Annotated in this window: 21 protein-coding genes and 3 pseudogenes; 7 read left to right on the top strand and 17 right to left on the bottom strand. The window is 75.3% G+C overall.

Features of this window, described 5'->3' with window-relative positions:
- Nucleotides 1–89: 89 nt before the first annotated feature.
- The 3 genes and pseudogenes from ABZ449_RS17390 to ABZ449_RS17380 form a co-directional block, all read right to left on the bottom strand.
- A complete protein-coding gene (locus ABZ449_RS17390) occupies nucleotides 90–1,760 on the bottom strand; it encodes a histidine kinase (RefSeq protein WP_360346414.1) in 1,671 nt (556 codons plus the stop codon).
- 113 nt (nucleotides 1,761–1,873) lie between these two features.
- Nucleotides 1,874–4,405 carry a SpoIIE family protein phosphatase gene (locus ABZ449_RS17385; protein WP_360346412.1) on the bottom strand — a complete coding sequence of 844 codons (2,532 nt, stop codon included), beginning with the start codon at nucleotides 4,403–4,405 and terminating at the stop codon, nucleotides 1,874–1,876.
- 81 nt (nucleotides 4,406–4,486) lie between these two features.
- Nucleotides 4,487–4,843 (bottom strand): annotated as a pseudogene (locus ABZ449_RS17380) (Uma2 family endonuclease); the annotation flags it as partial.
- A 149-nt stretch (nucleotides 4,844–4,992) separates the two neighbouring features.
- On the opposite strand from ABZ449_RS17380, the gene ABZ449_RS17375 reads away from it, so the two are divergent.
- Together ABZ449_RS17375 and ABZ449_RS17370 are read left to right on the top strand one after the other, a co-directional pair.
- Nucleotides 4,993–6,333 carry a PQQ-binding-like beta-propeller repeat protein gene (locus ABZ449_RS17375; protein ID WP_360346410.1) on the top strand — a complete coding sequence of 447 codons (1,341 nt, stop codon included), beginning with the start codon at nucleotides 4,993–4,995 and terminating at the stop codon, nucleotides 6,331–6,333.
- Between the two features lie 145 nt (nucleotides 6,334–6,478).
- Complete coding sequence (locus ABZ449_RS17370) at nucleotides 6,479–7,114, top strand: uridine kinase (protein ID WP_360346408.1); 636 nt, start codon at nucleotides 6,479–6,481, stop codon at nucleotides 7,112–7,114.
- On the opposite strand, the gene ABZ449_RS17365 is transcribed toward ABZ449_RS17370, so the two are convergent.
- Nucleotides 7,062–7,910 carry a DNA-formamidopyrimidine glycosylase family protein gene (locus ABZ449_RS17365; protein ID WP_360346406.1) on the bottom strand — a complete coding sequence of 283 codons (849 nt, stop codon included), beginning with the start codon at nucleotides 7,908–7,910 and terminating at the stop codon, nucleotides 7,062–7,064. The two genes, ABZ449_RS17370 and ABZ449_RS17365, sit on opposite strands and share 53 nt — an antisense overlap.
- 52 nt (nucleotides 7,911–7,962) lie before the next feature.
- Nucleotides 7,963–8,424 (bottom strand): universal stress protein, encoded by a 462-nt coding sequence (locus ABZ449_RS17360; RefSeq protein ID WP_360346404.1) that lies wholly within the window; start codon nucleotides 8,422–8,424, stop codon nucleotides 7,963–7,965.
- A 148-nt stretch (nucleotides 8,425–8,572) separates the two neighbouring features.
- On the opposite strand from ABZ449_RS17360, the gene ABZ449_RS17355 reads away from it, so the two are divergent.
- Nucleotides 8,573–8,956, top strand: coding sequence for a hypothetical protein (locus tag ABZ449_RS17355; protein ID WP_360346402.1), 384 nt, complete (start codon nucleotides 8,573–8,575; stop codon nucleotides 8,954–8,956).
- A 46-nt stretch (nucleotides 8,957–9,002) separates the two neighbouring features.
- Here the strand turns inward: ABZ449_RS17355 and ABZ449_RS17350 are convergent, their stop codons facing one another.
- From ABZ449_RS17350 to ABZ449_RS17340, 3 genes are all read right to left on the bottom strand, one after another.
- Nucleotides 9,003–10,073 (bottom strand): zinc metalloprotease, encoded by a 1,071-nt coding sequence (locus ABZ449_RS17350; protein ID WP_360346400.1) that lies wholly within the window; start codon nucleotides 10,071–10,073, stop codon nucleotides 9,003–9,005.
- 93 nt (nucleotides 10,074–10,166) lie between these two features.
- Nucleotides 10,167–10,835: an AAA family ATPase gene (locus ABZ449_RS17345; protein WP_360346398.1), complete on the bottom strand. Its 669-nt coding sequence runs from the start codon at nucleotides 10,833–10,835 to the stop codon at nucleotides 10,167–10,169.
- Nucleotides 10,836–11,002: 167 nt separating this feature from the next.
- Nucleotides 11,003–11,929: an LLM class F420-dependent oxidoreductase gene (locus ABZ449_RS17340; RefSeq protein ID WP_360346396.1), complete on the bottom strand. Its 927-nt coding sequence runs from the start codon at nucleotides 11,927–11,929 to the stop codon at nucleotides 11,003–11,005.
- A 164-nt stretch (nucleotides 11,930–12,093) separates the two neighbouring features.
- Here ABZ449_RS17340 and ABZ449_RS17335 point away from each other — a divergent pair, with 164 nt between their 5' ends.
- The gene (locus ABZ449_RS17335) at nucleotides 12,094–12,447 is read left to right on the top strand and encodes a DUF6401 family natural product biosynthesis protein (RefSeq protein WP_360346394.1); all 354 of its coding nucleotides are present in this window, start codon (nucleotides 12,094–12,096) and stop codon (nucleotides 12,445–12,447) included.
- A 68-nt stretch (nucleotides 12,448–12,515) separates the two neighbouring features.
- Here the strand turns inward: ABZ449_RS17335 and ABZ449_RS17330 are convergent, their stop codons facing one another.
- A complete protein-coding gene (locus tag ABZ449_RS17330; RefSeq protein ID WP_360346392.1) occupies nucleotides 12,516–13,322 on the bottom strand; it encodes a hypothetical protein in 807 nt (268 codons plus the stop codon).
- A 201-nt stretch (nucleotides 13,323–13,523) separates the two neighbouring features.
- On the opposite strand from ABZ449_RS17330, the gene ABZ449_RS17325 reads away from it, so the two are divergent.
- Entirely contained in the window at nucleotides 13,524–14,288 is a 765-nt protein-coding gene (locus tag ABZ449_RS17325) for an alpha/beta hydrolase (RefSeq protein ID WP_360346390.1), read from the top strand.
- Between the two features lie 70 nt (nucleotides 14,289–14,358).
- Here the strand turns inward: ABZ449_RS17325 and ABZ449_RS17320 are convergent, their stop codons facing one another.
- From ABZ449_RS17320 to ABZ449_RS17305, 4 genes are read right to left on the bottom strand one after another with little or no spacing between them, the layout of a single operon-like run.
- A complete protein-coding gene (locus ABZ449_RS17320; protein WP_360346388.1) occupies nucleotides 14,359–14,865 on the bottom strand; it encodes a hypothetical protein in 507 nt (168 codons plus the stop codon).
- Between the two features lie 47 nt (nucleotides 14,866–14,912).
- On the bottom strand, nucleotides 14,913–15,335 hold the full coding sequence (locus ABZ449_RS17315; RefSeq protein ID WP_360346386.1) for a hypothetical protein: 423 nt from the start codon (nucleotides 15,333–15,335) through the stop codon (nucleotides 14,913–14,915).
- Nucleotides 15,332–16,180 carry a class I SAM-dependent methyltransferase gene (locus ABZ449_RS17310; RefSeq protein WP_360346384.1) on the bottom strand — a complete coding sequence of 283 codons (849 nt, stop codon included), beginning with the start codon at nucleotides 16,178–16,180 and terminating at the stop codon, nucleotides 15,332–15,334. Before ABZ449_RS17310 ends, ABZ449_RS17315 begins: the two co-directional genes overlap by 4 nt.
- On the bottom strand, nucleotides 16,177–16,956 hold the full coding sequence (locus ABZ449_RS17305) for a DUF2071 domain-containing protein (RefSeq protein WP_360346382.1): 780 nt from the start codon (nucleotides 16,954–16,956) through the stop codon (nucleotides 16,177–16,179). Before ABZ449_RS17305 ends, ABZ449_RS17310 begins: the two co-directional genes overlap by 4 nt.
- 405 nt (nucleotides 16,957–17,361) lie before the next feature.
- On the opposite strand from ABZ449_RS17305, the gene ABZ449_RS17300 reads away from it, so the two are divergent.
- A complete protein-coding gene (locus tag ABZ449_RS17300; protein ID WP_360346380.1) occupies nucleotides 17,362–18,045 on the top strand; it encodes a hypothetical protein in 684 nt (227 codons plus the stop codon).
- Nucleotides 18,046–18,069: 24 nt separating this feature from the next.
- Here the strand turns inward: ABZ449_RS17300 and uppS are convergent, their stop codons facing one another.
- Together uppS and ABZ449_RS17290 are read right to left on the bottom strand one after the other, a co-directional pair.
- The gene (gene uppS, locus ABZ449_RS17295; protein WP_360346378.1) at nucleotides 18,070–19,866 is read right to left on the bottom strand and encodes a polyprenyl diphosphate synthase; all 1,797 of its coding nucleotides are present in this window, start codon (nucleotides 19,864–19,866) and stop codon (nucleotides 18,070–18,072) included.
- 148 nt (nucleotides 19,867–20,014) lie between these two features.
- Nucleotides 20,015–20,545 (bottom strand): annotated as a pseudogene (locus tag ABZ449_RS17290) (cysteine hydrolase family protein); the annotation flags it as partial.
- Here ABZ449_RS17290 and ABZ449_RS17285 point away from each other — a divergent pair.
- Nucleotides 20,537–21,402, top strand: a pseudogene (locus tag ABZ449_RS17285) (DJ-1/PfpI family protein); the annotation flags it as partial. The pseudogenes ABZ449_RS17290 and ABZ449_RS17285 sit on opposite strands and share 9 nt — an antisense overlap.
- Here ABZ449_RS17285 and ABZ449_RS17280 read toward each other — a convergent pair.
- Both ABZ449_RS17280 and ABZ449_RS17275 read right to left on the bottom strand, forming a co-directional pair.
- Nucleotides 21,383–22,864 carry an ATP-binding protein gene (locus ABZ449_RS17280; RefSeq protein WP_360346376.1) on the bottom strand — a complete coding sequence of 494 codons (1,482 nt, stop codon included), beginning with the start codon at nucleotides 22,862–22,864 and terminating at the stop codon, nucleotides 21,383–21,385. The pseudogene ABZ449_RS17285 and the gene ABZ449_RS17280 sit on opposite strands and share 20 nt — an antisense overlap.
- A complete protein-coding gene (locus ABZ449_RS17275) occupies nucleotides 22,861–23,577 on the bottom strand; it encodes a response regulator transcription factor (protein WP_360346374.1) in 717 nt (238 codons plus the stop codon). Before ABZ449_RS17275 ends, ABZ449_RS17280 begins: the two co-directional genes overlap by 4 nt.
- Nucleotides 23,578–23,898: the final 321 nt, after the last annotated feature.

Raw genomic sequence — 23,898 nt, 5'->3', positions numbered from 1 at the left:
ACCGCTCCGAACCACCCCGATCCGGACCTTCGTGCTCCGAAACCGGCCCGGCCCACCCCGGCCGGAGCACCCCCCGCGCACGGGGGCACTCAGCCCCGGGCGATGTACTCCAGCTTCTCCACCAACGCCCCGTCCCGGAAGCAGAATCGCGCCACATGGTCCTCGTTCCAGCCGGCGCCGGGCGCACCGTTCAGGACGAACCAGCGGCAGTGCGCGCCCGCCGGAACCTCGGGTCCTGTCCCCTTGTAGGTGTCGGTGAAGAAGTCGTTGCCGCGCGGCAACGTCCGCAGCACCTCGGACTCGGCGGTGCCGGTCCGGATCTGGTCGTACATCGGCTGCTGCACGGTCGCGTCGTTGGTGCCCCGGACCAAGGCGACCACGCCCCAGACCAACAGACCGAGCACGATCACCACGACCGCGACCACCCCGAGGGCGCAGCCCACCGCCGGGCTGCGCCGCCTGCGCTCCGGCTCCTCGACGGGCTGCAGGCCGTCCGGCATCCAGTCCTCGACCCCGTCGGCCGCCGCGGCCGCCGCCTCCGGCTCCGCCCCTTCATAGGGGAGCACGGCCGCCAGCCGGAAGCCCTGCTCCGGCGTGGGCCCGGCGTGCACCATGCCGCCGACCAGTCGCGCGCGCTCCCGCAGGCCGGTCAGCCCCTGACCGCCGCTGACCGCCGCGCCCGCGCCGACGCGTGCGCCCACGAGCTCCGGCGCGCGGGTGTTGGTCACCTCCACCACCAGCGCGTCCGGCTCGTACCGCAACGCGACGGCGATCGGCGCGCCGGGGGCGTGCTTGTGCGCGTTGGTGAGCGCCTCCTGCACGATCCGGTACGCCGCATGATCGACGGCGGCCGGCAGCGGACGCCGCTCGCCCTCCTGGCTGAGGTCGATCCGCGCCCCGGCGGCCCGGGAGGAATCCACCAGCCCGCCGAGCCCGTCCACCCCGCCCCGGGCCGGTGTCCCGGCGGCGGCCGACCCGGCGGTGGACGGCAGCGCCGTCGACTCGTCGTGCAGCACCCCGACGACCTCGCGCAGCTCACGCATCGCCGAGACCGCCGCCTGCCGCAGCACCCCGACCGCCTCGCGCTGCCGGTCGGTGAGCGTCCGGTCCACCTCCAGCGCCCCCGAGTGCACCGATATCAGCGCCAGCTGGTGGCCCAGGCTGTCGTGCATGTCCTGGGCGATCCGGTGCCGCTCGCGCAGCCGCGCCTGGTGCACCACCATGACCCGCTCGCGCAGCAGCTGCTCGTTGCGCTCGCGCAGCGCGTCCAGCAGGGCGCGGCGCTGCGCCCGGTAACGGCCGTAGAGCGCGGGCAGCACAGCGCCTACCAGGAAGAAGCCCAGCGACATCGACAGGACCAGCTTCGGCGAGAGCGCGACGAAGTCCTTCACCGTTCCCGTCGCCGTGAACAGCACCCAGCCGACGGCGAAGGTGCCGACCAGCGACCAGACCCTGCGGATCCGCGCGCCGGCCGTCCAGCCCGCGCACACCAGCATCGGCATCGGCCCGACCGCCCAGCCGGCCAGGGCCGCGGTGGCGAGCAGCACGGTTCCCGGCAGGCCCCTGCGCAGCACCCAGAGCACCGCGACGGCGGAACCGAAGGGCACCGCCAGGCCGCTGTTGGAGAGCAGCTCCAGCAGCGCGGCGAAACCGCCCATCAGCAGGGCGAGCACCGCCTCGCCCACCACCCGCCGGGGCCGCCAGGGCCCCGGCAGCGCCGTCCGTACCGCCGTGTTCCAGGCCCTTGCTATCGCTTCCACGCATCGAGGCTATCGGTCCGGCCGCGGTGACCGCCGTCCTCCTTCGTCGCCGCCCCGCGGAGACGAAAGTCGCCTGGTCACCGGTGCCCGACGGCCGTTCAGCCGACGGCCGTTCAGCCGACGGCCGTCAGCAGCAGCGCCACGTCGTCCACCCGGCGGGCCGAGCCCACCTCGCGCAGCAGCCGCTCGGCCGCCTGCTCCAGGTCCTCCCCCGCCACGGCCCGGGCCAGCGCGGCGCGCAGCCGGTCCACGCCCTGGTCGATCGCCACGGCGGGGTCCTCCACCAGCCCGTCGGTGTAGAGGGCGAGCACCGCCCCGCTGCCCAGCCGCAGGTCGCTGACCGGGTAGTCGGCCCGGTCGTCCACCCCGAGCAGCGGCCCGCCCGGGACGTACAGCGCCTCGGCCCGCCCGCCGGGGTGACGCAGCACCGGCGGGAGGTGCCCGGCCCGGGCGATCCGGGCGAGGCCGACGGCCGGGGTCAGCCGGACCAGGCAGCAGCTGGCGAGCAGCCCGAGGTCGAGGTCGAGCAGCAGCCGGTTGGTGCGGGCCAGCACCGTGTCGGGCGGGTCGCCGCCGGTGGCGAAGGCGCGGACGGCGCTGCGCAGCTGCCCCATCGCGGCGGCCGCGCCGACGCTGTGGCCCTCCACATCGCCGATCACCAGGGTGACGTCCCCGCCGGTGACGATCGCGTCGTACCAGTCGCCGCCGATCTCCATGCCCTGGGTGCCGGGCAGGTAGCGGGCGGTGATCCGGATGCCGGGCACCTCGGGGAGCCGGTGCGGCAGCAGCGCCTGCTGGAGGCCCCGGGCCAGGGCGAACTCCGCGTCGTACAGCCGGGCGCGCTCCAGTGCCTGGGCGATGAAGCCGCCGAGCGCGGTGAGCAGGCCGCGCTCCTCCACGGTGAACCGGCGCGGCAGACCGAAGCCGATGATGCAGCTGCCGACCGGCCGGCCGGAGGCGATCAGCGGCAGGAAGGCCCAGGCGCCCATCTCGTCCAGGGTCAGGCCGGGGTAGGTGGCGGCGAGTTCACGCACCGACTCGAAGAAGATCGGGGTGCCGGCGCTGAGCGTCTCCGCTCCGGGCACCCGGGCGTCGATCGGGGTGCCCTCGAAGGCGTCCAGGAAGCCGTCCGGGTAGCCGGCCTGGGACACCAGGTGCAGGTGCTGGTCGCGCACCGCGTAGATGGCGAGCTCCTGGCCGCCGAAGGCCGGCAGGATCTCGTCGGCCACCGCCCGGCAGACGTCCCGCACGGTGACCGCCTCGGTGAGCGCGCTGGCCAGCTGGAGCAGGTGGTGGGTGCCGCCCACCCCGGTGCGGTCTGCGGGCGGCGGGGCGGCGGGCGGTTCGGCGGCGCCCAGCGGCGCCTCGGCCGCGACCACCCGGGCGGTGACGCCGTGCGCGTCCGGGTAGAGCGAGAAGGCGAGCCAGCCCTCCGGCGGGCGGGCGGCCAGGAAGGCGGTGGGCCGCTTGGAGAGCAGGGCGGCGCGGTAGCGGTGCTCGTAGAAGGGGTCGGCGAGCCAGGGCAGCACGTCCCAGGGGTGGTGGCCGAGCAGGTCCTCGCGGCCGGCCCGGAGCAGCGGTTCGACGGCGCGGTTGGCGTAGCTGATCCGGCCGTCGGCGTCCAACGAGAGCACGCCCTCGTGCAGCCGCTCGACGGCTGCCGCGGCGGCGGTCAGGTTCCGCACGTCCAGCACCGCGCCGACCAGGTGGGTCCGGCCGTCGGAGATCGCCACGGGCACCCGGGCCCACAGCTCCACCGGGTACGGCAGGCCCTGCGGCCCGAGCACCCGGACCCGGGCCGCCAGCACCTCGCCGCGCTCCAGCGCGACGCGGGCGGCGGCCCGGAACGCCGGCACGTCGCCGGGGGCGACCCTGCGGTTCAGCGCGGCCACCGTGCCGTCGAACTCGCCCGGCCCGAAGCCGAAGATCTCCCGGAACCGCTCGTCGGCGGCGAGCGCCCCGGTGGCCACGTCCCAGTCGAACAGCCCGACCCGGGTGGCCGGTACCGACGACGGCGGCGCGAGCTCCGCCACGGCCACCTCGCCCCCCGGTTCCACCGACTGCCCGGGCTCGTCCAACGCGGCCAGTTCCGCGCCCAGTCGGGCGGCCACCGCGGCCAGCTGCCGGGCGGCCGGCTCCGGAAGCCCCTCGTCCGAGGCCGGCCACAGCCCGCTCAGCACGCCGAAGCGCTCCTCGCCGTACGCCACCGGCACGCAGACGGAGGCGAAGTCGTACGGCAGGCCGACCGCGAGCTGCGGGAAGCGCCGCATGGTGTCCTCGGTGTCGGTCAGGGTGATCACGTGCCCGGTCCGGAAGCAGACCGCGACCGGCAGCGGGCCCGTGGCGGCCACCCGCCGGAACGGGCTGATCACCGCCAGCGGCACGCCCGCGATCGTGCGCAGCACCAGCGACCCGCGGTCCCGCGAGCGCAGGTACACCAGCGCGCCGTACGCCCCGGTGGTCCCCAGCACCCGGCGCACCGCCTCGGCGAAGAGCTCGTCCCGCCGCTGCTCCGGCTGCCGGGCCGAGTCCCGGAGGGACGGCGGGGCCGTTCGGTCCGCTTCGGCGCCGCCCCCGGGCTCCGACAGCCGGTCCGGACCGGGCCGCGCACCAGGGGCCCCACCGGTCGCGTGCGGATGGCGCATGCTCTTTTGCTACGCCTGGCCCGCAACCGTGTCAAGGCGAGCCCGCACCGGCCCCGCACCGCCCCGGGGCCCGGCTCGGGGCTCAGAGCCCGGCGAGACCGCCTCGACCAGCAGCAGGACGTGGTTCGGTCTGGTCGGCGACTCGTCGATCGTGTCCGCCCGGTAGACCACCACGTCCGGTCGGCGGTTGTTCAGCGGCACGTCCTGCAGCCGGACGTCGAAGTCGGTGTCGGCGTTCCATTCGACGCCACCCGCCTCGTCCAGGGCGTTCGCCAGGAACCGGGCGAGCCGCTTGTGCCGCTTGGAAGCGCTCGGGGACACGACCACCATCCCGTCGACGATCTCGATGCCAGCGCACTGCTCGTCGGTCCAGGAGTCGTACTGCTCACCGGTGATCTGCCGGTGCATCCATTCGGGTGCGATCATCTCAGCCGTCACGACGCACCTCCCCTGGGCTGTGGACGGGTCTCCCACTGTGTGCCACAGCCCAATACGGGCGTTGCGGGGGTTTCGGACGGTTCGGGGACTGTTCGATATTCTCCGGGCGGGTGGCGGCGTGGGGCCGCCGGTGGGGAAGCGAGAGCCGGATGCAGTCGCCGTCGTCCGAGAGGTCCGCGCACGGAACGTCGTGGCAGTGGGACGAGGAGACGGGCGGCGGCGAGACCGCGGAGGACGTGCTCGCGGGCGGCACGGAGCGCCCGCGACCGGGCCGGCGCCGGCTGCTGATCGGGGCCGGGGTGCTCGCGGCGGGCGGGGCCGCCTGGGCGTTCGGCCGTTCGGGGGCCGGCGGGGGCGTCCCCGCACCGGGGCCGACCAGGCCGAATCCGACCGCGCTGTCGGGGCCGACGCCGGTCTGGACCTACCGCGGCCCGGAGGTGATGACCCCCGAACGGCTCACCGACCCGCCCCGCCGCCCCGTCTTCCTCTCCAGGAACGGGCTGCAGGTCCTCGACCCGGCCAAGGGCACCGCCGCCCGGCTGCTGGTCTTCGACCCGCCGGCCACCCGCAACTGGCCCAGTGACCTCGACATGCTCGGCAAGGTGGTGGTCGGGCCCGACCACCTCTTCACCGCCACCTACCAGGGCCACCTCGAGGCCCGCCACTTCACCGACCCCGCCGCCGACTGGAGCCTGCCGCTGCCCGACGAACTCCAGGGGCAGATCCACCTCGCCGGCTACGACCGTGACCCCGGCATCCTCTACGGCTACTCCTGGGGCCGCCCGCGGGCCGACCGCACCCCGCCGGACAACCGCCTCTTCGCGCTGCGGGTCGCCGACCGCTCCCTGCGCTGGTCCGTCCGCACCGAGCGCACCGAGCAGCCCGTCACGCCCGCCACCCGGGGCGGGGACAGCCGCCTCGCCTGCATCCGTCTCGTCGACGGCCGCACCGAGCTGGTGGCCCGGGACGCCGCCACCGGCCGCGAGCTGTGGACGGCGCCCGGCGAGGAGGACCTGCGCTGGTGCGTCACCGGCTCGTCCGGCGTCTACGTCCCCGACGGCGCCGGCGGCGTGCGCATGCTGCGCCCCACCGGCGAGCCGGGCTGGACCTACTCGCCCCACCGGGGTGAGTCCTGGCGGGCGCTGCCGCCCCTGGAGCACGGCACCCGGGTGTACGTCCCGTGGGACCAGGGCGTCGTCAGCTGCCTCGACGTGTCCTCCGGCGCCGAGCTCTGGTCCTGCCGGCTGCCGTTCCCGCTGGACCGCCGCAGCCGTCCGCTGGTCGCCAACGGCACGCTGTTCGTCCCGGGCACGGCGGTCGGCGGGGTCAGCGCGATCCACCCGGCGACCGGCGAGCTGGGGTGGACCTTCCACGACTCCGGTCCGGGCAAGGACGTCTGGACGCTCGCCACCGACGCCGCCCACCAGGACGACGGAACCCGCCTCTACGCGGGCCACGACGACGTCCTGCACTCCCTTCCGCTGAACTGAACGTCGTTGAACCGAACGTCGTTGAACCGAACGCCCTCCCCCCGGACCTGAACGCCCTTCCCCTGAACCGGGCGCCCCGACCGAACCGAGCGCCCCGACGCCCCACCCCGACGGACCCGACACGACGACACGGCAGGACGGCCCGATGCAGGTACGCCCGATCTCCCCCGACAACCTGGCCGAGCTGCTCGCCGACCGCGTCGCCGCCCTGCCCGGCGCCCGCGACCGGCGCCTGCGGGTGGCCGTGGACGGCGCGGCGGCCGCCCGCCCCGAGGCGCTCGCCGACGCCCTGGTGGAACCGCTGCGGCTGCGCGGCCACCCGACGCTGCGGGTCTCGGCCTCCGGCTTCCTGCGCCCGGCCTCGATCCGGCTGGAGTACGGCCACCACGACGCGGACGCCTTCCACGACCTCTGGCTGGACGACGGCGCCCTGGCGCGCGAGGTGCTCGACCCGCTGGAGCCGGGCGGCAGCGGCCGCGTCCTGCCCTCCCTGCGCGACCCGGTCACCGACCGCTCGACCCGCTCCCCGTACACCGAACTCCCGCCCGGCGGCGTGCTGTTGCTGGACGGCGCCCTGCTGCTCGGCCGCTGGCTGCCGCTGGAGCTGACCGTCCACCTGGCCCTCGGCCCGGCCGCGCTGGCCCGCCGCACCCCGGCGGACCAGCAGTGGACGCTGCCCGCCTTCGCCCGCTACGAGGAGGAGACCGTCCCCGCCGAGGCGGCCGACGTCACCGTCCGGGTGGACGACCCGCGCCACCCCGCGCTGGTCGAGCGGTCGTGACGTCCGGCGCCGGGCCGCGCTGGCAGTACGGGCACCAGAAGACCGCCCGGTCGCGCGGCGGCGAGCCCTGGCGCCCGGCGACCACGGGGGTCACACAGCGCGGGCAGGGCCGCCCGGCCCGGCCGTAGACCCAGTGCTGGTAGCCGGGCCGGGTGTCGCCGGTGGTGATGTGGCCGGGGCGCAGCTTGTTGACCTCCAGCATCTGCTGGGCGCGCTCCACCAGCCGGTCGGGGTGCGGGAGTTCGCCGATCTCGGTCCAGGGGGTGACGCCCGCGACGAAGCACAGCTCGTTGGCGTAGACGTTGCCGATCCCGGCGAGGTTGCGCTGGTCGAGCAGGGCCTCGACGACCGGGCGGCCCGGGCGGGCGAGGAGCCGGCGGACGGCCTCGACCGGGTCCCAGTCGGGGCCGAGCAGGTCGGGGCCGAGGTGGCCGACGACCCGCTGTTCGTCGGCGGTGCGCAGCAGATCGACGACGGGCAGCCGGTAGCCGACGGCGGTGCCCCGGTCGGTGCCGAGGATGGCGCGGATCTGCCGGTCGGGTCCGCCGGTCCACCGCTCGCCGGGGCGGTAGACCTCCCAGCGGCCGTCCATCCGCAGGTGGGTGTGGAGGGTGAAGCCGCCTTCGAAGCGGGTGAGCAGGTGCTTGCCGCGCGGGGCGACCTCCAGCACCCGGCGGCCGGTGAGGTCGGCGGTGGCGTGGGCGGGGACCCGCAGGTCGGCGCTGGTCAGCGGCTGTCCGGCGAGGGCCTCGTGCAAGTGGGCCGCCACGCGGTAGACGGAGTCACCTTCTGGCATGTCTCCATTCTGGTCCGCGCGGCGGCCCGGCGGGACACCGGCCCCGGGCGCGCTAGGCCGACTGCCCGCCGGTGGCCTGGCCCTCGCGCACCACGACCACCGGGCAGGGCGCGTGCTCGGTGAGGTGGCGGCTGACCGAGCCGAGCAGCACGCCCGAGAAGCCGCCCAGGCCGCGGCTGCCGACGACGAGCAGCGCGGCGCCCTTGGCTGCCTCCAGCAGCGCCTGGGCGGCGTTGCCGGGCATCACGCTCTCGGTGATCCCCACGCCGGCGTCGTCACCGGCCACCTTGGTGACGGTCTCGCTGAGGGTCTTCCCGGCGAGCTCCTCGGGGTTGAAGGTCTCGACGGTCGGCACGCCCTGCCCGGCCCAGCCGTAGAAGGCCGGGTACTCCCAGGCGGCGATCGCGTGGACCGTCCCGCCGACGGCCCGCGCGTAGTCGATCGCCCAGCGCAGCGCCTGCTCCGAGGCGGGCGAGCCGTCCACACCGACGACGATCCGGGGAATGGCACTCATGGCCTTGCTCCTTCGGTTGCTCCTGATCGGTCCCGACCCTCCGAACATAGATCAAATCGGACAAACGGTCGGTATCTGCCACGCCGAAACCGGCCCATCGCATTCAATTCGATCGCCGCTGACCTTCCGGACCTGGGAGGATGCCCGGATGCCGAGCAAGCCCCGCCGCCGCACCGGCGGCTTCGCCGAGGTCCTGGCCGCCCTGCCGCAGAAGGAGGAGCACGAGTACTGGAATCTCGACGACCCGCTCGAATCGGGCGGCTTCGTCGACGCCGAGGGACGCTACTGGCGGCTGGCCCGCGGCCCGGTGGAGCGCCGGCTGGCGAAGCGGCTGGCGGTCCACGCGGACGAGATGACGCTGGGCCTGCGGGGCCGGCTGCACGAGGCCTCCCCGGGCGTCTTCGTGCCCGCCCTGCTCACGCCCGAGGAGCGGCCGGCCGCCTGGCTGGACGCCTGCGGCCTGGAGTACCTGGCGTACGAGTTCCGGGCCTCCGGCGACCGGATCCTGCTCTACCTGGTGGTGTTCTGCTGAGCCTCCCTCCCGGCCGCCTCCTCCCCGCCCCACTCCCACGGGAGTCTCAACTCCGGTAGACGGCCCAGGCGTTGGCCATCCGCTCGACCTGCCCCGGGGTGAAGCCGGTCATGCAGGAGTCGTAGCTGTAGTCCATGAAGTTGTGGATCGGGTCGAGCCCGGGGCCGGTGCAGGTGTCGCGGCCCTCGGGGCAGCCGGAGGCGGCGCTGCGCTCCGCCGGGGTGTCGTCCACGTAGTCGCCCGGGGCCCGGCAGCCGCCCTGGAAGGTGTGGAAGACGCCGAGCCAGTGGCCGATCTCGTGGGTGGCGGTGTCGCCCTCGTCGTAGTGGACGGCGGCGCCGCCGGGCAGGGAGGCGTCGAGCACCACCACGCCGTCGTCGACCGGGTTCGCCCGGTACGCGTTCGGGAAGGTCGACCAGCCGAGCAGGGACTCGCCGAGGCGGGCCGTGTAGAGGTTGAGGGTGCCCTGGTCGCCCTGGCGCAGGGCGGTCTTCATGGCCTGCTCGGCCGGGGACCCCGGGGTCATGCCGGTGTACCAGGAGGCGTTGTCGGTCCAGTCGGCGCCGACCAGCTCGAAGTGGAACGGACTCGGGGCGTTGCCCTCGCCCCGGCCGCCGTAGCTCTCGTTGAGGTGGTCGATCTGGCCGGTGACGGCGGCCTGGTCCAGCCGTCCGGCGTCGCCGTCGTGGATCACGTGGAAGTACACCGGGATGGTGGTCGGGGTGGCGACCCGGCGCCGGAAGGTGCCCAGTTCGGCGAGCCGCTGGTCGAGGTCGGCCTGCATCCCCCGGGCCTCGGCGGCACTGACCTGGTTCGGGTCCCCGACCGGGCGGCTGCCGGCGGGCAGCCGGGCGACGGCACCGGCGGCACCGGCCGCATCGGTCATACCGACCGCATCGGCCGCATCGGCCGTCCCGGCATCGTCGTCGTCCGCGCACCCGACCGCCGGAGCGGCAGGCCCCGGAGCGACAGTGCCCGGAGCGACGGTGCCCGGAGCGACGGTGGCACGGTGTGCGGCCGGAGCGGCGAACTGGCTCAGACCGGCCGCGGCGACCAGTGCGGCGGCGCAGGGGAACAGGCGGGGGGCACGCGGGCGCACCCGGGCAGTACGGCGCATCAGCGCTCCTGAGGGGGGAGTTGACGTGGTCTCGGCCGCGTCCCGGGCCTGCTCCGGCCGGACCCGCCGGCGCCCGGCGCGGACTCGCCGAGACTACGACGCCGTGAAGTCGATCTCCCGCAGGGCGCGCGCGGCGGCCCGGTCGAGTACCACGGCCGACGCACAGCCGGCCGGCAGCAGGCCGGCCTCCAGGATCCGGTGGCGCAGCCGGGCGACCGCGGCCAGGTGCCGGGCGAAGGCGTAGCGCGAGACGCCGCGCCGCCGCCGCCGCTGCCCGTCCAATGCCTCGGCCGGGTCCGCGTCGAGCAGCAGCAGGTGCACCCGGCGGCCCTGCCCGGCGGCGGTGCGGGCCAGCCAGGCCCGCACCCAGGGCTGGGTGCCGCAGTCGTGCACCGCGAGCGGCCCGCCGTCCAGGACGGCGCGGCGCAGCCGCCGGTAGTGGGCGAGCCGGGCCAGCGGGCGGTAGAGCGCGTACGGCAGCCGGCCGGGCAGCCGGGCCGCGTACTCCTCGCGGACCAGCTGGGAGTCGATCAGCGGGGCGCGGACGCAGCGGCGCATCAGGGTGCTCTTGCCGCTACCGGGCAGGCCGGTGACGACCAGCAGGTCCCCGGCGGGGTAGCGCAGGACGGCCGGTCCGGGCCCGCGCAGCTCGTGCCGGGCGGGCGGTTCGTGCGGCGTGGGCAGGACGACCCGCTCCCCGGTGGTGCGCGGCGGCGGCACTCTCGGCGCCGCCGCCGTCCGCACCGTTCTCGTCCCGCTCACCCGGTCTCCCCCCGCCGTTCCTGTCCAAGGAGCATGGCGCATTCCCAAGAACGAGTAAAGGGCGGAGGTCGGGGCGGGTACGGACGACCCGGCCGGGCCCGGGCCACCGGGCCACCGGGCCTTCGGGCCTCCGGCGGCCCGGTGGCCCGGTGGCCCGGTGGCGGACCTCAGCCGAGCTGCGGGGCGATCCGGGAGGCGATCAGCTCCAGGTGGTCGAGGTCGTCCAGGTCGAGGATCTGGAGGTAGGTCCGCTCGCTGCCGACGGCCGCGTACCGGCCGATCTTCTCGACCACCTCGTCGGGGGTGCCGGCCAGTCCGTTCTCCTTGAGCTCCTCGACCTCGCGGCCGATCCTGGCGGCCCGGCGGGCGACCTCGGCGTCGTCCCGGCCCACGCAGGCGACCTGGGCGTTGGAGTAGACCAGGGCGTCGGCCGGGCGCCCGGCCTCCTCGACGGCGGCGCGGACCCGGCCGAACTGGGCGGCGGTGTCGTCCACCGAGGCGAACGGCAGGTTGAACTCGTCGGCGAAGCGGGCGGCCAGGGCCGGGGTCCGCCGGGGGCCGTGCCCGCCGACCAGCACCGGGACGTGCTCCTGGGCGGGCTTGGGCAGCGCGGGCGAGTCGGTCAGGGTGTAGTACTCGCCGGCGAAGTCGAAGGTGTCGCCGAGCTTGGTCCGCCACAGGCCGGTGATGATCGCCAGCTGCTCCTCCAGCCGACCGAACTTCTCCTTCGGGAACGGGATCCCGTACGCGGTGTGCTCGGCCTCGTACCAGCCGGCGCCGAGGCCGAACTCGACCCGGCCGCCGCTCATCGCGTCCACCTGGGCGACCTGGATCGCGGTGACGCCCGGGAGCCGGAAGGTGGCGGCGGTCATCAGGGTGCCCAGGCGGATGGTGCTGGTGTCGCGGGCGAGTCCGGCCAGGGTGATCCAGGCGTCGGTCGGCCCGGGCAGGCCGTCGACGTCGCCCATCTTCAGGTAGTGGTCGGAGCGGAAGAAGGCGCTGAAGGCCCCGAGCTCCTCGGCGGTGCGGGCCACCTTGAGGAGGGTGTCGTAGCTCGCGCCCTGCTGGGGTTCGGTGAAGATGCGGAGATCCATGCCGGCCATTCTGGTACGGAGCACCCCATGATCGGCAGAGCGGACCGGACCGGCCACGGAACGTCGCCGCGACGGGCGGGCGGCGCGGGCGGGGTGGCCAAGGTCTCAGCACGGAACCGTCACGGGCGTCCGTTCCGGCGCGGGGACTCGCCTAACGTGGACGGATGTTCGCGACCTCCGACGATTACTCCCGGCGCTCCCCCGACGAGCCGGCCGGCTGTCCGCTGCCCGGCATCGTGACGGCCTTCACGCCCCGGCTGGCCGAGTTCGCCTTCGAGCCCGGTTTCGTCGCGGCGGTCGACCAGCACGTGGCGATGCTGCGGGAACTGCTGTACGCCCAGGGGCCGGAGCTCGCGCCCTGGCCCGTGGACCGTGAGGAGTTGTCGGACTACGCGCTGGGCTTCGTGGACGCGCTCACCGAGATCGGCTGGCGGGAGCCGGTCGGCTACGACTACGCCGTCATCCGGCTCACGGCGATCTGCTGGCTGGTGCGCGAGCAGGGCCTGCTGGAGGTCTGAGCCCTGGCAGGCCCTTACCGGGCCCGGGTGACCACCGGTTCCGGCCGGGGGCCGGCGGCCCCGGCGCGTCACCGGTTCTGGTCGCCCTCGATGCCCGGCGCGGGCGGGGTGCCCGGACCGGTCTGGGTGGCGGGCCGGACCGGCTGGTTGGACAGCGCGTCGGAGCGGCCGGCCTGGTAGGAGCTGCCACGCAGCCGGGCGGTCTCCCGTTCGGCGCCGTCCAGCCACCGCTCCCAGCGCTGGCGCATCGGCAGGATCAGGCCGCCGCCGACGCCGACCACCAGCACGCCGGCGATGGTGGCGAGCACGGCGATCAGCACCGGGGTCGTGATCGCGGTGGCGATCCCGACCTGGCCCAGCGCGGCGATCACACCGAGGCCGACGATGAACGCCCAGACCGTGGTGGCGACCGCCCGGCCGTACGAGGCGCCGGAGAGCGAGTTGCCCACGATGTCGCGCACGCCGTTGGCGATGGCCATCGCGACCACCAGGATCACGACGGCGACGATGGCCCTGGGCAGCCAGGCGACGATGCTGTGGATCATCACGCTGATCGGGTTCGGGCCGAAGACCCCGAACGCCAGCTGCAGGGCCATCAGCAGGACGATGTAGTAGACGACCTTGCAGATGATGCCGGTCATGTCGTACTTGGACCCGGCCAGGCGGGCGGCCATGCCCGACCGCTCGGCGACGCGTTCCGAGCCGAGCCTGCGCATCACCCGGTCGAGGAGCTTGGCGATCGCCTTGGCCACGATCCAGCCGATGAAGAGGATCACCAGGAAGGCGATGAACTGCGGAATGACCTTGGCGATCTTGGACCAGGCCTGGGTGAAACCCGACCCGAAGTCGACGGACAGAGCGAGCTGCTGAGCCACGGAGTCCTCCACTCGGTGACACGGCGCCACGAGCGGGCGCTACCGGCCCCCCACCCTTCGTGAATAGCAGGCCCCCGATCCGGTCGCGCGCGCCCGGTGTCCGGGATGGTTCCCTCGGGTGAACGGACCGGCCCTGCGCCCGCGTACAGTGGCGGTCCGGGGACGGGCCACGGGCGGGACGGACGACGGGACGGTGCGACAGTGAGCGGTACGGCGGCGGAGCGCGCGGTGGACCACCGGGCGCTGCACTGGCAGGTCCGCCCGGAAGCGGCCCGGGCCGCCGTCCTCGTGCTGCACGGCGGCGAGGAGCACAACTTCGCCCGGCCCGGGCGCCTCAACCTCCCGCTGCTGCGGATGCACGGCTTCCTGCGCGGGCTCACCCGGGCGACCGCGGACGCCGGCATCGCCATCGGGACGGTCCGCTACCGCCACCGCGGCTGGAACGGCGAACGGGCCGACGCCGCACGGGACGCGACCGCCGCGCTCGACGAACTGACCGCACTGCTCGGGCCGGTGCCGACGGTGCTGGTCGGCCACTCGATGGGCGGGCGCGCCGCGCTGCAGGCCGGCGGGCACCCGGCCGTCACCGGCCTGGTCGCCCTCGCGCCCTGGTGCCCGGCCGAGGACCCGTGCGAACAGCTCGCCGGACGGGACGTGCTGATGCTGCACGGCGACCGCGACACCGTCACCCCGCCCGCCGACACCCACGCCTTCGCCGCCCGCAGCCGCGCCGCGGGCGCCCGGGTCTGCGGCTACACCGTCACCGGCAGCGGCCACGCCATGCTCCAGCGGATACCCGACTGGCACCGCGCCACCACCCGACTGACCACCGCCCTGCTCGGGCTCCACCCGCTGCCCGCCGAGACGGCCTCCGCCCTCGCCCTCCCGGCCGCCTCCCGCGAGGCCCTCACCCTCGCCCTGCCGCCCCAGCCGCGCCGCGCGCCGGCCCTCCCGGCGAACGTCTGACGGGACGCGCCCCGCGGAGCGGCGGCGGGTGCGCGAGGGGAGGGACCGGCGTGCTCGGCCGTTGGCGGGCTCAACCGTTGGCGGGCTTGGCCCCGGCGGGCGAGACGCAGGGGGACTCGAAACCGACGACCAGCGTGGCGGGCCAGTTGTCGCCGTCCGAGATGGAGGCCTTGAAGCCGTTGTCCGGGTTGGTGAGGACGATCACCCCGGGCCTGCTGTCGGTGACCCGGAATCCGGCCACGACGAGGTGGCCGCGGAAGGCGTCGAAGATCGTGCCGTGGTGATCGGCCGGAATGTCCCGCAGGAATCGGTACGTGACGGCCTTGACCCGGCCGTCCGGCTCCGAGGGGGCGCCCTTCTTGAAGCACTGCTCCTCGCCGTCGCGGTCGACCACCGGCGAGATCGGCTTCGGGAAGGCGAGGAAGGTCTCGGAGAAGTACGCGTCGGTCTGCTTCTTGGCCTCGGCGCTGGTCAGCGCGGCGTCGGCCGAACCGGAGCAGGAGGTGGCCGCCAGCAGGACGGCGCCGGCCGACAGGGCCGACCGCACGGCGCGAGCACGGGGGAAAGCAACGGTCACCGCATGATCCTTGAGGGGTGTGTGGGCTCCTGGGGTCGCGACTGATCCTAGACCGTGTGCCAGAGGGCTCCGGCGAAGACCGCCGTCACCCAGGTCCACAGCACGGAGAGGCCGAGGTGCCCGACGGTGCGAAGGCGGTCGCCCCGCCACAGCCGGGGCGAGAAGTAGGCGAATTCGAGGAGCCAGCGCAGGCCCCAGAAGAGCGTCTGGCCCGCCAGCAGGGCGGTGCCGAGCCGACCGCCGGCCAGCAGGTCGGGGGCCAGGCAGAGCGGGAGCAGGCCGAGCAGGGCGCAGGCGAGGCCGATGAAGAAGAGGTGGGCGTAGGAGACCTGGCGGGTCAGCAGGGTGGTGCCGGACAGGTCGGCGGGCCAGCCGATGACGCGGGGCAGCACCGCGTGGCCCAGGCCGAGGGTCACCAGGGCGGCGCCGACCAGGCGCAACTGGCCTTCCAGGGTGATCAGTCCGGTCATGGCGCGGACTTCCGGAAGGCGAAGGCGGTGACCAGGCCGGCGATCCGGCGCTCGGCGGCCGGGTGCAGACCCGCCTCGGCGGCGTGCCGGAGCCAGGTGCCGCGGGGCAGGAAGTGCCAGGCGCCGGGACCGTAGACGGCGGCGTTGGCGGCGTCCCGCAGGTGCTCGACCAGCAGCAGGGTGCCGCCGGGGCGCAGGCTGCGGGCGGCCTCGGCGAACAGGGCGGCGCGGTCGGCGGGCCGGCGCAGCTCGTGGGCGGCGAAGACGGCGAACACGGTGTCCAGGGCGCCGGTCGCGGCGGGCAGGGCGCCCGGGCGGGCCGGGATGGCGCCGGGGGCGGGCGGGGCGTGGCGGCGGGCGCGGCGGATCGAGCCGCTGCCGGTCAGCGCCGGGTCGTACAGGTCGGCGAGGCGGCCGCGGGCACCGGGGTGACGGGCGGCGAGCGGGCGGCTGGCCTCGTCCAGGCCGGTGCTGATCACCAGGTGGTCGCCGGGGCCGTCGGGCAGCAGGGCGGGCAGCCAGTCGTAGCGGTGGAGTTCGGAGCGGTCGTAGACGCACCAGGTGGCGAGGGTGCTGACGGCGAGGTACCCGGCGGCGGTGGCGGCGGCCGCCCGGGCGAGCACGGCGGCGGGGCCGGGCAGCCGGCCGGCCAGCGCCCCGCCGACGGCGACGGTGAGCGCACCGGCCGCGTACATCGGCCAGTTGTAGCGGACGACCTCGCGCACGCCGGACGGGCGGGGGCCGTCGGTCCGGGCCGTGGACGGGCAGAGGGCGGAGGAGCAGCGGACGAACGGGCGGGCTGAGGGGCGGACGGCGGACGGGCGGGACTCGGCGGGGGCGGTCATCGGGCGGCTCCGGTGAGGGTACGGCGCTCTCCGGCGTGCCAGCCGTAGTCGAGGCCGGCGACGTGGAAGGCGTTGGCGAGCAGGGGCCGGCTGCCGGCCAGCGGACCGTGGTCGAAGAAGGTGAGCCGGGGCACCTCGACGGCCACCGGGGCGGGATCCCAGTGGGCCCGGGTGGCCTTGACGACGATCATCGAGCGGGTCTGCGGCTCGTACTCGAAGGTGTAGGGCAGCGGGCCCGCGAAGCGCCGCGCGGCCCGGGCGTCCGCGAACGGGCTGCCCGGCGGGAGGGCGGCGGGGGCGCTGCCGAGGTCGGCGCGCACGTGCAGGTCGGCACGGCCGTCGCCGCTGACCACCTTGAACTCCAGCGTGTCGCCGGCCACCCGGGTGCCGATCCGGGCGTGCCGGTAGTGGTAGCGGGAGAAGGCGTTGCCGCCGAGCGCCATCATCCGGCTGTCGGTGTCCGAGCGCAGGATGCGCAGGCCGCGCATGGTGCGTCCGCCGGGGGTCGGGAAGCGGGTGAAGACCCGGTAGCCGGTCAGGATGAAGTCCCGGCCGAGTCGGGCGGGCAGCGCGGCCGGGCGCAGCGCCCGGGTGTCCACGACCGCGGCGGCGACGAAGCCGTGCTCGGTGCCGTCCGGGTCGGTGTAGGTGTCGAGGGCGAGGCCGGGCGGCACCAGCGGGGCGAGCAGCCGGGGCGGCAGGGCGTAGGTGAGGACGAGCGAGTGCGCGAAGTGGGTGCGCATCGCGAAGGGGTGGCGTTGCAACAGGTGTCGCACGGTCGACTCCGGGTTCTGGAGCGGGATTTCGGAGCGTGACGGGGCAGCACGGAACCGCCCTTCGCCGCAGGCCGCGGTGGGGCGCTCTCGCGCGTCCTCATCATGGCGCACATCTTTGAACGTGTTCAACTTGGGGCTGGGGGGCGGTCGGGCTCCGGATGCGGTGCCGTCCCGGGTTCCGGACGGGGTGCCGTCCCGGCCTTTGGAAGGGTGCCCGGGTTCCGGGCGGGGACCGGCGCGCAGCGGTTCCGGGGGGCTCCTGTCCCCGGACGGACCACCCGTCACCGCTTCCCGCTCCCCCCGTGCGAGTGGTTTCGTCCTCCGCCACGGCCTCGGAGACGGTCGGTGGACGGATGATCCGTCCCAGGGCCGTGCTGGACGGCCCGGGAAGGACGGTTCGGGACGATGAGCACGACGCGGCGTTCGCTGCTGGGCGCGGCGCTGGGCGCCCCGCTACTGGGGTGGCTCACCGGGACGGCGGCCGGTGCCGTCGACGGCGGCACCGACCGCGCCGGAAAACTGGGAACCCTCTCCGACGGCTGGGTCGAGGTGCGCTGGACCCCGGATGCGCAGGCCCAACTGGACCGCTTCCACGCCATGGTGGACGTCGTCGCCCCGGCGCGCATGGTGCTGGACGCCCACGGCCCGGCCGTCCACCTGCCGATCCGCTCGGCCGTGGGCGATCCCTCCCTCGCCAACCCGCCGAAGGCGCACGGCGACGGGGCACTGGACGGCGGGGTCGCCCTCCGCACCCCCCAGGGCAACTACCGGGTGGTGAACCTGGCCGGCGCGATCAACGACGGCTTGGGCTCCGGCCGCTGCGAGGTCAGCGGGGCCGAGATGGGGCACCGTTCGGCCTTCCGCTGCGGCATCACGGAGGGGAAGCTGACCGCCGATCCGGTGCCGGCCGGGAAGCCGATCAAGGTCCGGCTCAGCGGGGTGCCACTGCGCCCCACCCAGGAGGCGGTGGACGCGTACACCGCGAACTTCGGCGCGCACCCCGTGACGGTGGACACGGTGCTGGCGTACGTCACGGCCCAGGGGGTGTACACCCCTCCGCCTCCGGCCGCGCCGGAACAGCGGTCGTAGGGGCTTCCGGGACTGCTGGGACTGTCAGGACTGCTGAGGCTGTCTGGACTGCTCGGGTTGCCGGGACTGCTCAGGCTGTCGGGACTGCCGGGACTGGGCGGGCACGCCGCCGCCGAAGCGGCGCTCGCGGTCCGCGTAGGCCCGGACGGCCCCGCTCAGCCGGGCCAGGTCGTAGTCGGGCCACGGCGTGGGGTCGAACAGCAGCTCGGCGTAGGCGATTTGCCAGGGCAGGAAGTTGCTGATCCGCTGCTCCCCCGAGGTGCGGATCAGCAGGTCGACGTCCGGGAGGTCCGGGAGGTACAGGTGCCGGGCGAGGTCGGCCGGACCGATCGCCTCCGGAGGGATCCGGCCGGCCACCGCCTCGGCGGCCAGGCTCCGGGCCGCGGCGGCCAGTTCCTCCCGCCCGCCGTAGTCCACGCAGACCGTCAGGGTCAGCACGCCGTTGTTGGACGTCATGCTCTCCACCAGGGCGATCGCGGAGGCCAGGGACTCGTCCACCCGGTCCCGCCGGCCGCACCAGCGGATCCGCACGCCGAGGGTGTGCAGGCTCTCCGCGCTGCGGGTGAGGCCGTCGGCGAGCGAGTCGAACAGCGCGGTCAACTCATCGGGCGGGCGGTCCCAGTTCTCGGTGGAGAACGCGTACAGGCTCAGGTGGCGGATGCCCAGCCGCAGCGCCGCGTTGACCAGACGCAGGGCGGCCCGTTGCCCGGCCTGGTGGCCCTGCTGGGCGGGCAGCCGGCGGGCCTCGGCCCAGCGGCGGTTGCCGTCCATGATCACGGCGACGTGGGCGGGCACACCCTCGGCGGGCTCGCGCCGGGCGCGACGGTGGGGCGTGACGCCGTCGGAGCTCAGCGGGGTGAGCCCCTCGGTCAGGACGCGTGAGCGCACCATGGTCACTTCGTCGTACTGGAGCTGGGCGCCGAGCAGCAGGGTGTGCAGGAACGGGCGGCAGCCGGGGGCGGCGAGCCAGGTGGCGGGCAGGGCCCGCTCCAGGAGGCGGCGCAGCTGCGCCTGCTGGCTCTCGACCAGGGCGTCCAGGTTGGCCAGGAGGCCAGGGACGGCCGGGGCGGTCGGGAGGCCAGGGACGGCCGAGGCGGCCTGGTGGTCGCGTCGGAGATCGCCCCGGTGGTCGCCCCGGCCGAGGTCGGCGACGGTCAGACCGAGCCGGCGCAGGTCCTCCCGCGGCAGGTAGCAGCGGCCGGCCGCGAGGTCGAGCGGGAGGTCCTCCAGGATGTCGGCCAGCTGGCAGGCCTCCCCCAGCGCGGACAGCGCGCCCGCCGCCTGGGAGCCCCGTGCCCCCAGCAGCGGGGCCCACAGCTCGGTGATCGTCCCGGCGACGCCGCGCAGGTGGCGCCGCTGGTCCGCGAGGGTCGCGAAGGCGGGCGGGCGGGCGCCGTCGGCGAGGGTGGCGTCCAGGAACTCCTCGACCAGCGCCGGGTCCAGCTCCCAGCGGCGCACGGTGTCCACGAAGGCCCGGCGCAGCGGGTGCTCGCTGCGGCCGGCCGCCAGCTCGGCCAGGGTCTCGGCCCGCCACCGGGCGAACCGGCGCTGCCGCTCGGCGGGGTCGGCGCGGGCGTCCGTGTCGCGGGCATCAGCGTCACGGGCGTCGGTGTCGCGGGCGTCGGCATCGGCGTCGTCGGCGATCCGGTCGGACCGGGAGGCGAAGCCGTTGACGGCGTGGAAGTACGGCCGCACCTCGGGCGGCAGCAGCTCGCCGATCGCCCGCAGCGAGGCCTGGTGGTCGGCCAGCTCCTGCTCGCAGACCCGGTACGACTCCGCCGGCTCCGGCGAGCCGCCCACCGCCGCCCCGTTCCCCGCCATGCCCGTTCCCCGTCCTCCGCCGATACCGTGCGCGGTCTGGTCAACGAGGCGGGGGCGGATCGGTGGCGCTCCCGGGCCGAGCCGGAGTCAGAGTCCGGGTGTGGTCCGGTCCGCGCCGGGGTCAGGTCCGGTGCCGTCCGGCTCCGGCTCAGCCGAGGTCGGCCGGGGACTCCACCACCACCCCGTACAGGTCACCGATCGTCGCCAGCGCGCCACGGTGGACCTGGGTGGCCGTCAGCCCGGTGCCGGCCGACTCCAGCGGGCGGGTGGCACAGGCGGCGGCCACGACGGTCGGGCGGTTGCCGCGCAGGAAGGCTCCGGCCGTGGTGAAGGCGACGCACATGTGCGTCATGAACCCGGCGACGACGACGTCCTGGTGACCGGCCGTGTCGAGCAGTTCGCCCAGGTCGGTACCGACGAAGGCGTCCGGGGCCCGCTTGACCACCACGCGCTCGCCCTCGGCCGGGGCCACGCTCGGGTGGATCTGCCCGATCTCGGCCCGGATGTCGTACGGGGTGCCCTCGCCGCCGTCGTTGATCACATGGATCACGGTGGCGCCGGCCTCCCGGGCCCGGGCCAGCAGGTCGGCGCCGGCGTCCAGCGCCTCCTGCCAGCCCGCCAGCTCCATCACGCCGCGCACGTAGGTGTTCTGGTAGTCGATCATGATCAGGGTCGAGTCACCACCGCGGCGGGCGTGCGCATCCTGCCCGACCTCACCTTCGACGAGGTCGCCCGGAACCGGATCGACACCCTGCTGGTGCCCGGCTCGGTCAAGGTGGACGACCGCCGCCGGGTCCGCGCGCTGACCGACCCTGCGGTGGTCGACCGGGTCCGTACGCTGGCCGTCCGCTCGCGCCGGGTGGCCAGCGTCTGCGTCGGCGCGCACCTGCTCGCGGCCGCCGGGCTGCTGGACGGGCGGCGCGCCACCACCCACTGGTCCACGGCCGGCCAACTCGCCGAGGAGCACCCGGAGGTCGAGGTCGACCCGGACCCGATCTTCATCCGCCAGGACGAGGTCCGGACGGGCGCGGGCATCAGCGCCTGCCTGGACTGTCGCTCGCGCTGGTCGCCGAGGACTTCGGCGAGGAGCTGGCCCTGAGGGTCGCCCGCCAGCTCGTCATGTACCTCAAACGCCCCAGCGGCCAGAGCCGGTTCAGCGTCCCGCTGGAGCCCGTGTCGACCACCCGGCGGATCGAGGGGCTGCGCCACCACATCCTGTGCAACCTCTCGGAGCCACTCACCGTCCCGGACCTCGCGGCCCACGCCCACGTCGGCGAACGGCAGTTGACCAGGATCTTCAAGACCGAGCTGGGCACCACCCCGAGCGCCTACGTCGAATCGGCCCGGGTCGAAGTCGCCCGTCACCGGCTGGAGTCCACCGACGCGACGCTCGACCGCATCGCCACCGGCTGTGGCTTCGGCACCACACCGACCGACTACCGGCAGCACTTCCGGACGACGGCAACGACCGCGACCGCGACAGCGACAGCGACAGCGACGGGGACGGAAACGGCGGTCACGGCAGCCGTACCGTGAACACCGTGCGCCCGGGCCGGCTCTCCACCGCCACCGCGCCACCGTGCGCCCGGGCCACGGCCAGGACGATGGCCAGGCCGAGCCCGGTCGAACCGGTGGCACGGGAACGGGCCCGGTCGCCCCGGACGAAGCGCTCGAAGACCCGGTCGACCAGCTCGGGCGCGATCCCCGGACCGTCGTCCGTGATGCTCAACTCGGCCTGGCCACCCACCCGTTCGAGCCGCAGGAGGGCCTCGGTCCCGGGCGGGGTGTGGGTCCGGGCGTTGGCCAGAAGGTTGGCCACCACCTGGCTCAGCCGGTGCTCGTCCCCGCTCACCAGCACCGGCTCCTCCGCCAGCGCGAGCCGCCAGCGGTGCTCCGGCCCGGCGGCACGGGCGTCGGCCACCGCGTCGAGGGCGATCCGGGTCAGGTCCACCTCCTCCTCGGCCAGCGGGCGACCGGCGTCCAGCCGGGCGAGCAGCAGCAGGTCCTCGACGATCGCCCCCATCCGCAGCGTCTCGGCGTCGATCCGCTCCAGCGAGTGCCGGACCCCCGCCGGCACCGGCCCGGGGTGGCGCAGCGCCAGTTCGGCGTGGCCGCGGACCGCCGCGACCGGGGTGCGCAGTTCGTGGCTGGCGTCGGCGGCGAACGCGCGCAGCCGTTCCTCCACCGCGTGGCGGCGGGCGAGCGCGTCGCCGACGTGCCCGAGCATCCGGTTGAGCGCGGCGCCGACCCGGCCGACCTCGGTGCGCGGGTCGTCGTCCGGCACGCGTTCGGCGAGCATGACCTCGCCGCTGGCCAGCGGCAGCGCGCCGACCCGCTCGGCGATGCCCACCACACGCCGCAGCGGGCGCAGCGAGAAGCCGACCCAGGCCGCCCCGGCCGCGCCCGCCGCGGTGGCGGCGATCGCGAAGACGGTGAGCTCCAGGGTCTCCAGCCGGTCGACGGTGTCCTCGGCCGGGCGCAGCGGCAGGCCGCTGACCAGCACGTCGCCGTCCCGCCCGGTGACCGCGCGGACGCGGTAGTGGCCGAGGGTCCTGCCGAGGTCGAGGCTGCGGGCCGGGCCGTCGACGGGCAGGGCGGCCAGCGCGTGCTGCTGCTCGGCGGTGAAGGTGACCCGGTCGTCGTCGCCGCCGGGTTCGTCCGCGTCGTCGGCGTCCCCGTCGACCACGCCCGCGGCGGTGACCCGCCCTCCCAGCAGCCGTACGCCGAGGGTGCCGGGGGTCTGGGCCCGGGTGTCGGGGCCGGCGCCGCGACCGGTGTGCTCCAGGCTCGCGGCGTAGCGGCCACCGGACTCGGCGAGCTGCTGGTCCAGGCGGTCGACCAGGAAGTGGCGCAGCGCGGCGGTGGTGGCGAAGCCGACGGCTGCGCAGGTGGCGACGAGCAACACCAGCAGGCCGGCGGTCAGCCGGGCGCGCAGGGTGCGGGGCACCAGCCCGGCGGGGCGCCACCTCGCCCGGCGGAGCCCGCTGCCCGGGGTCACGTCGCGGCCTTGATCAGGTATCCCGCGCCGCGCACCGTGTGGATCATCGGGCTGCGACCCGCGTCCAGTTTCCTGCGCAGGTAGCTGATGTACAGCTCGACGATGTGCGCCTGCCCGCCGAAGTCGTACGACCAGACCGCCTCCAGGATCTGTGCCTTGCTGAGCACCTGCCGGGGGTGGCGCATCAGGTGGGCGAGCAGCGCGTACTCGGTCGGGCTGAGCTCGACCGTCTCCCCGGCCCTGGTGACCTCGCGGGCCCGGTCGTCCAGCACGAGGTCGCCGAGCACCAGGGCGTGCGGCGGCGGCTGCGGGGCGGCTGCGGGCGGGGCGGCCCGGCGCAGCAGGCCGCGCAGCCGGACCACCACCTCGGCCAGGCTGAACGGCTTGGTCACGTAGTCGTCGCCGCCCGCCGCGATCCCGGCGATCCGCTCCTCGACGGCGTCCCGGGCGGTCAGGAAGAGCACCCGCACCTCGGGCTGCTCGGCGTGGACGCGGCGCAGCACCTCCAGGCCGTCCAGGTCGGGCAGCATCACGTCGAGCACCACGGCGTGCGGCCGCCAGGCCGCGGCGGCCTCGACGGCGGCCAGACCGGTGGTCACCCCGCGGGCCTGCCAGCCCTCGTAGCGGACGGCTCCGCAGACCACCTCGACCAGGTCCGGTTCGTCGTCGACGACCAGGACCCGCCAGTTCGGGCGCTCTGCGGTCTCGTCCATGGGGTTCCTCCGGTCGGTACTGCGCACGGTTCATCCTGGCCGGTCCCGATGAGAAACCGCTGAGACCTTCCGGCACCGGTTCACCGACCTTCGCATCGGCTCTGACCTGGCCTGATGCCCGATCGGACGGGCGCCCGGACAGGCCGGACTCAGAGCGGGCTCAGAGCTTGCGGTGCGATCGTGGTCGGCCTCGGCGGCCCTCGCCGCCGGGTGCCGAGGAGGATTCGATGACCACTGCCGCCGCCCCCACGCCGCGGCCCGGGCCCCGGCGACCGCCCGTCCGCGCCGGCCACCGGGCGGCGCCGCGTCCGCCGTTCGCCC

Source organism: Kitasatospora sp. NPDC005856 (assembly GCF_040629945.1).
GTDB lineage: Bacteria > Actinomycetota > Actinomycetes > Streptomycetales > Streptomycetaceae > Kitasatospora.
The sequence above is the reverse complement of the archived record's forward strand: the minus strand, read 5'-3'. Positions and strand labels throughout refer to the sequence as shown.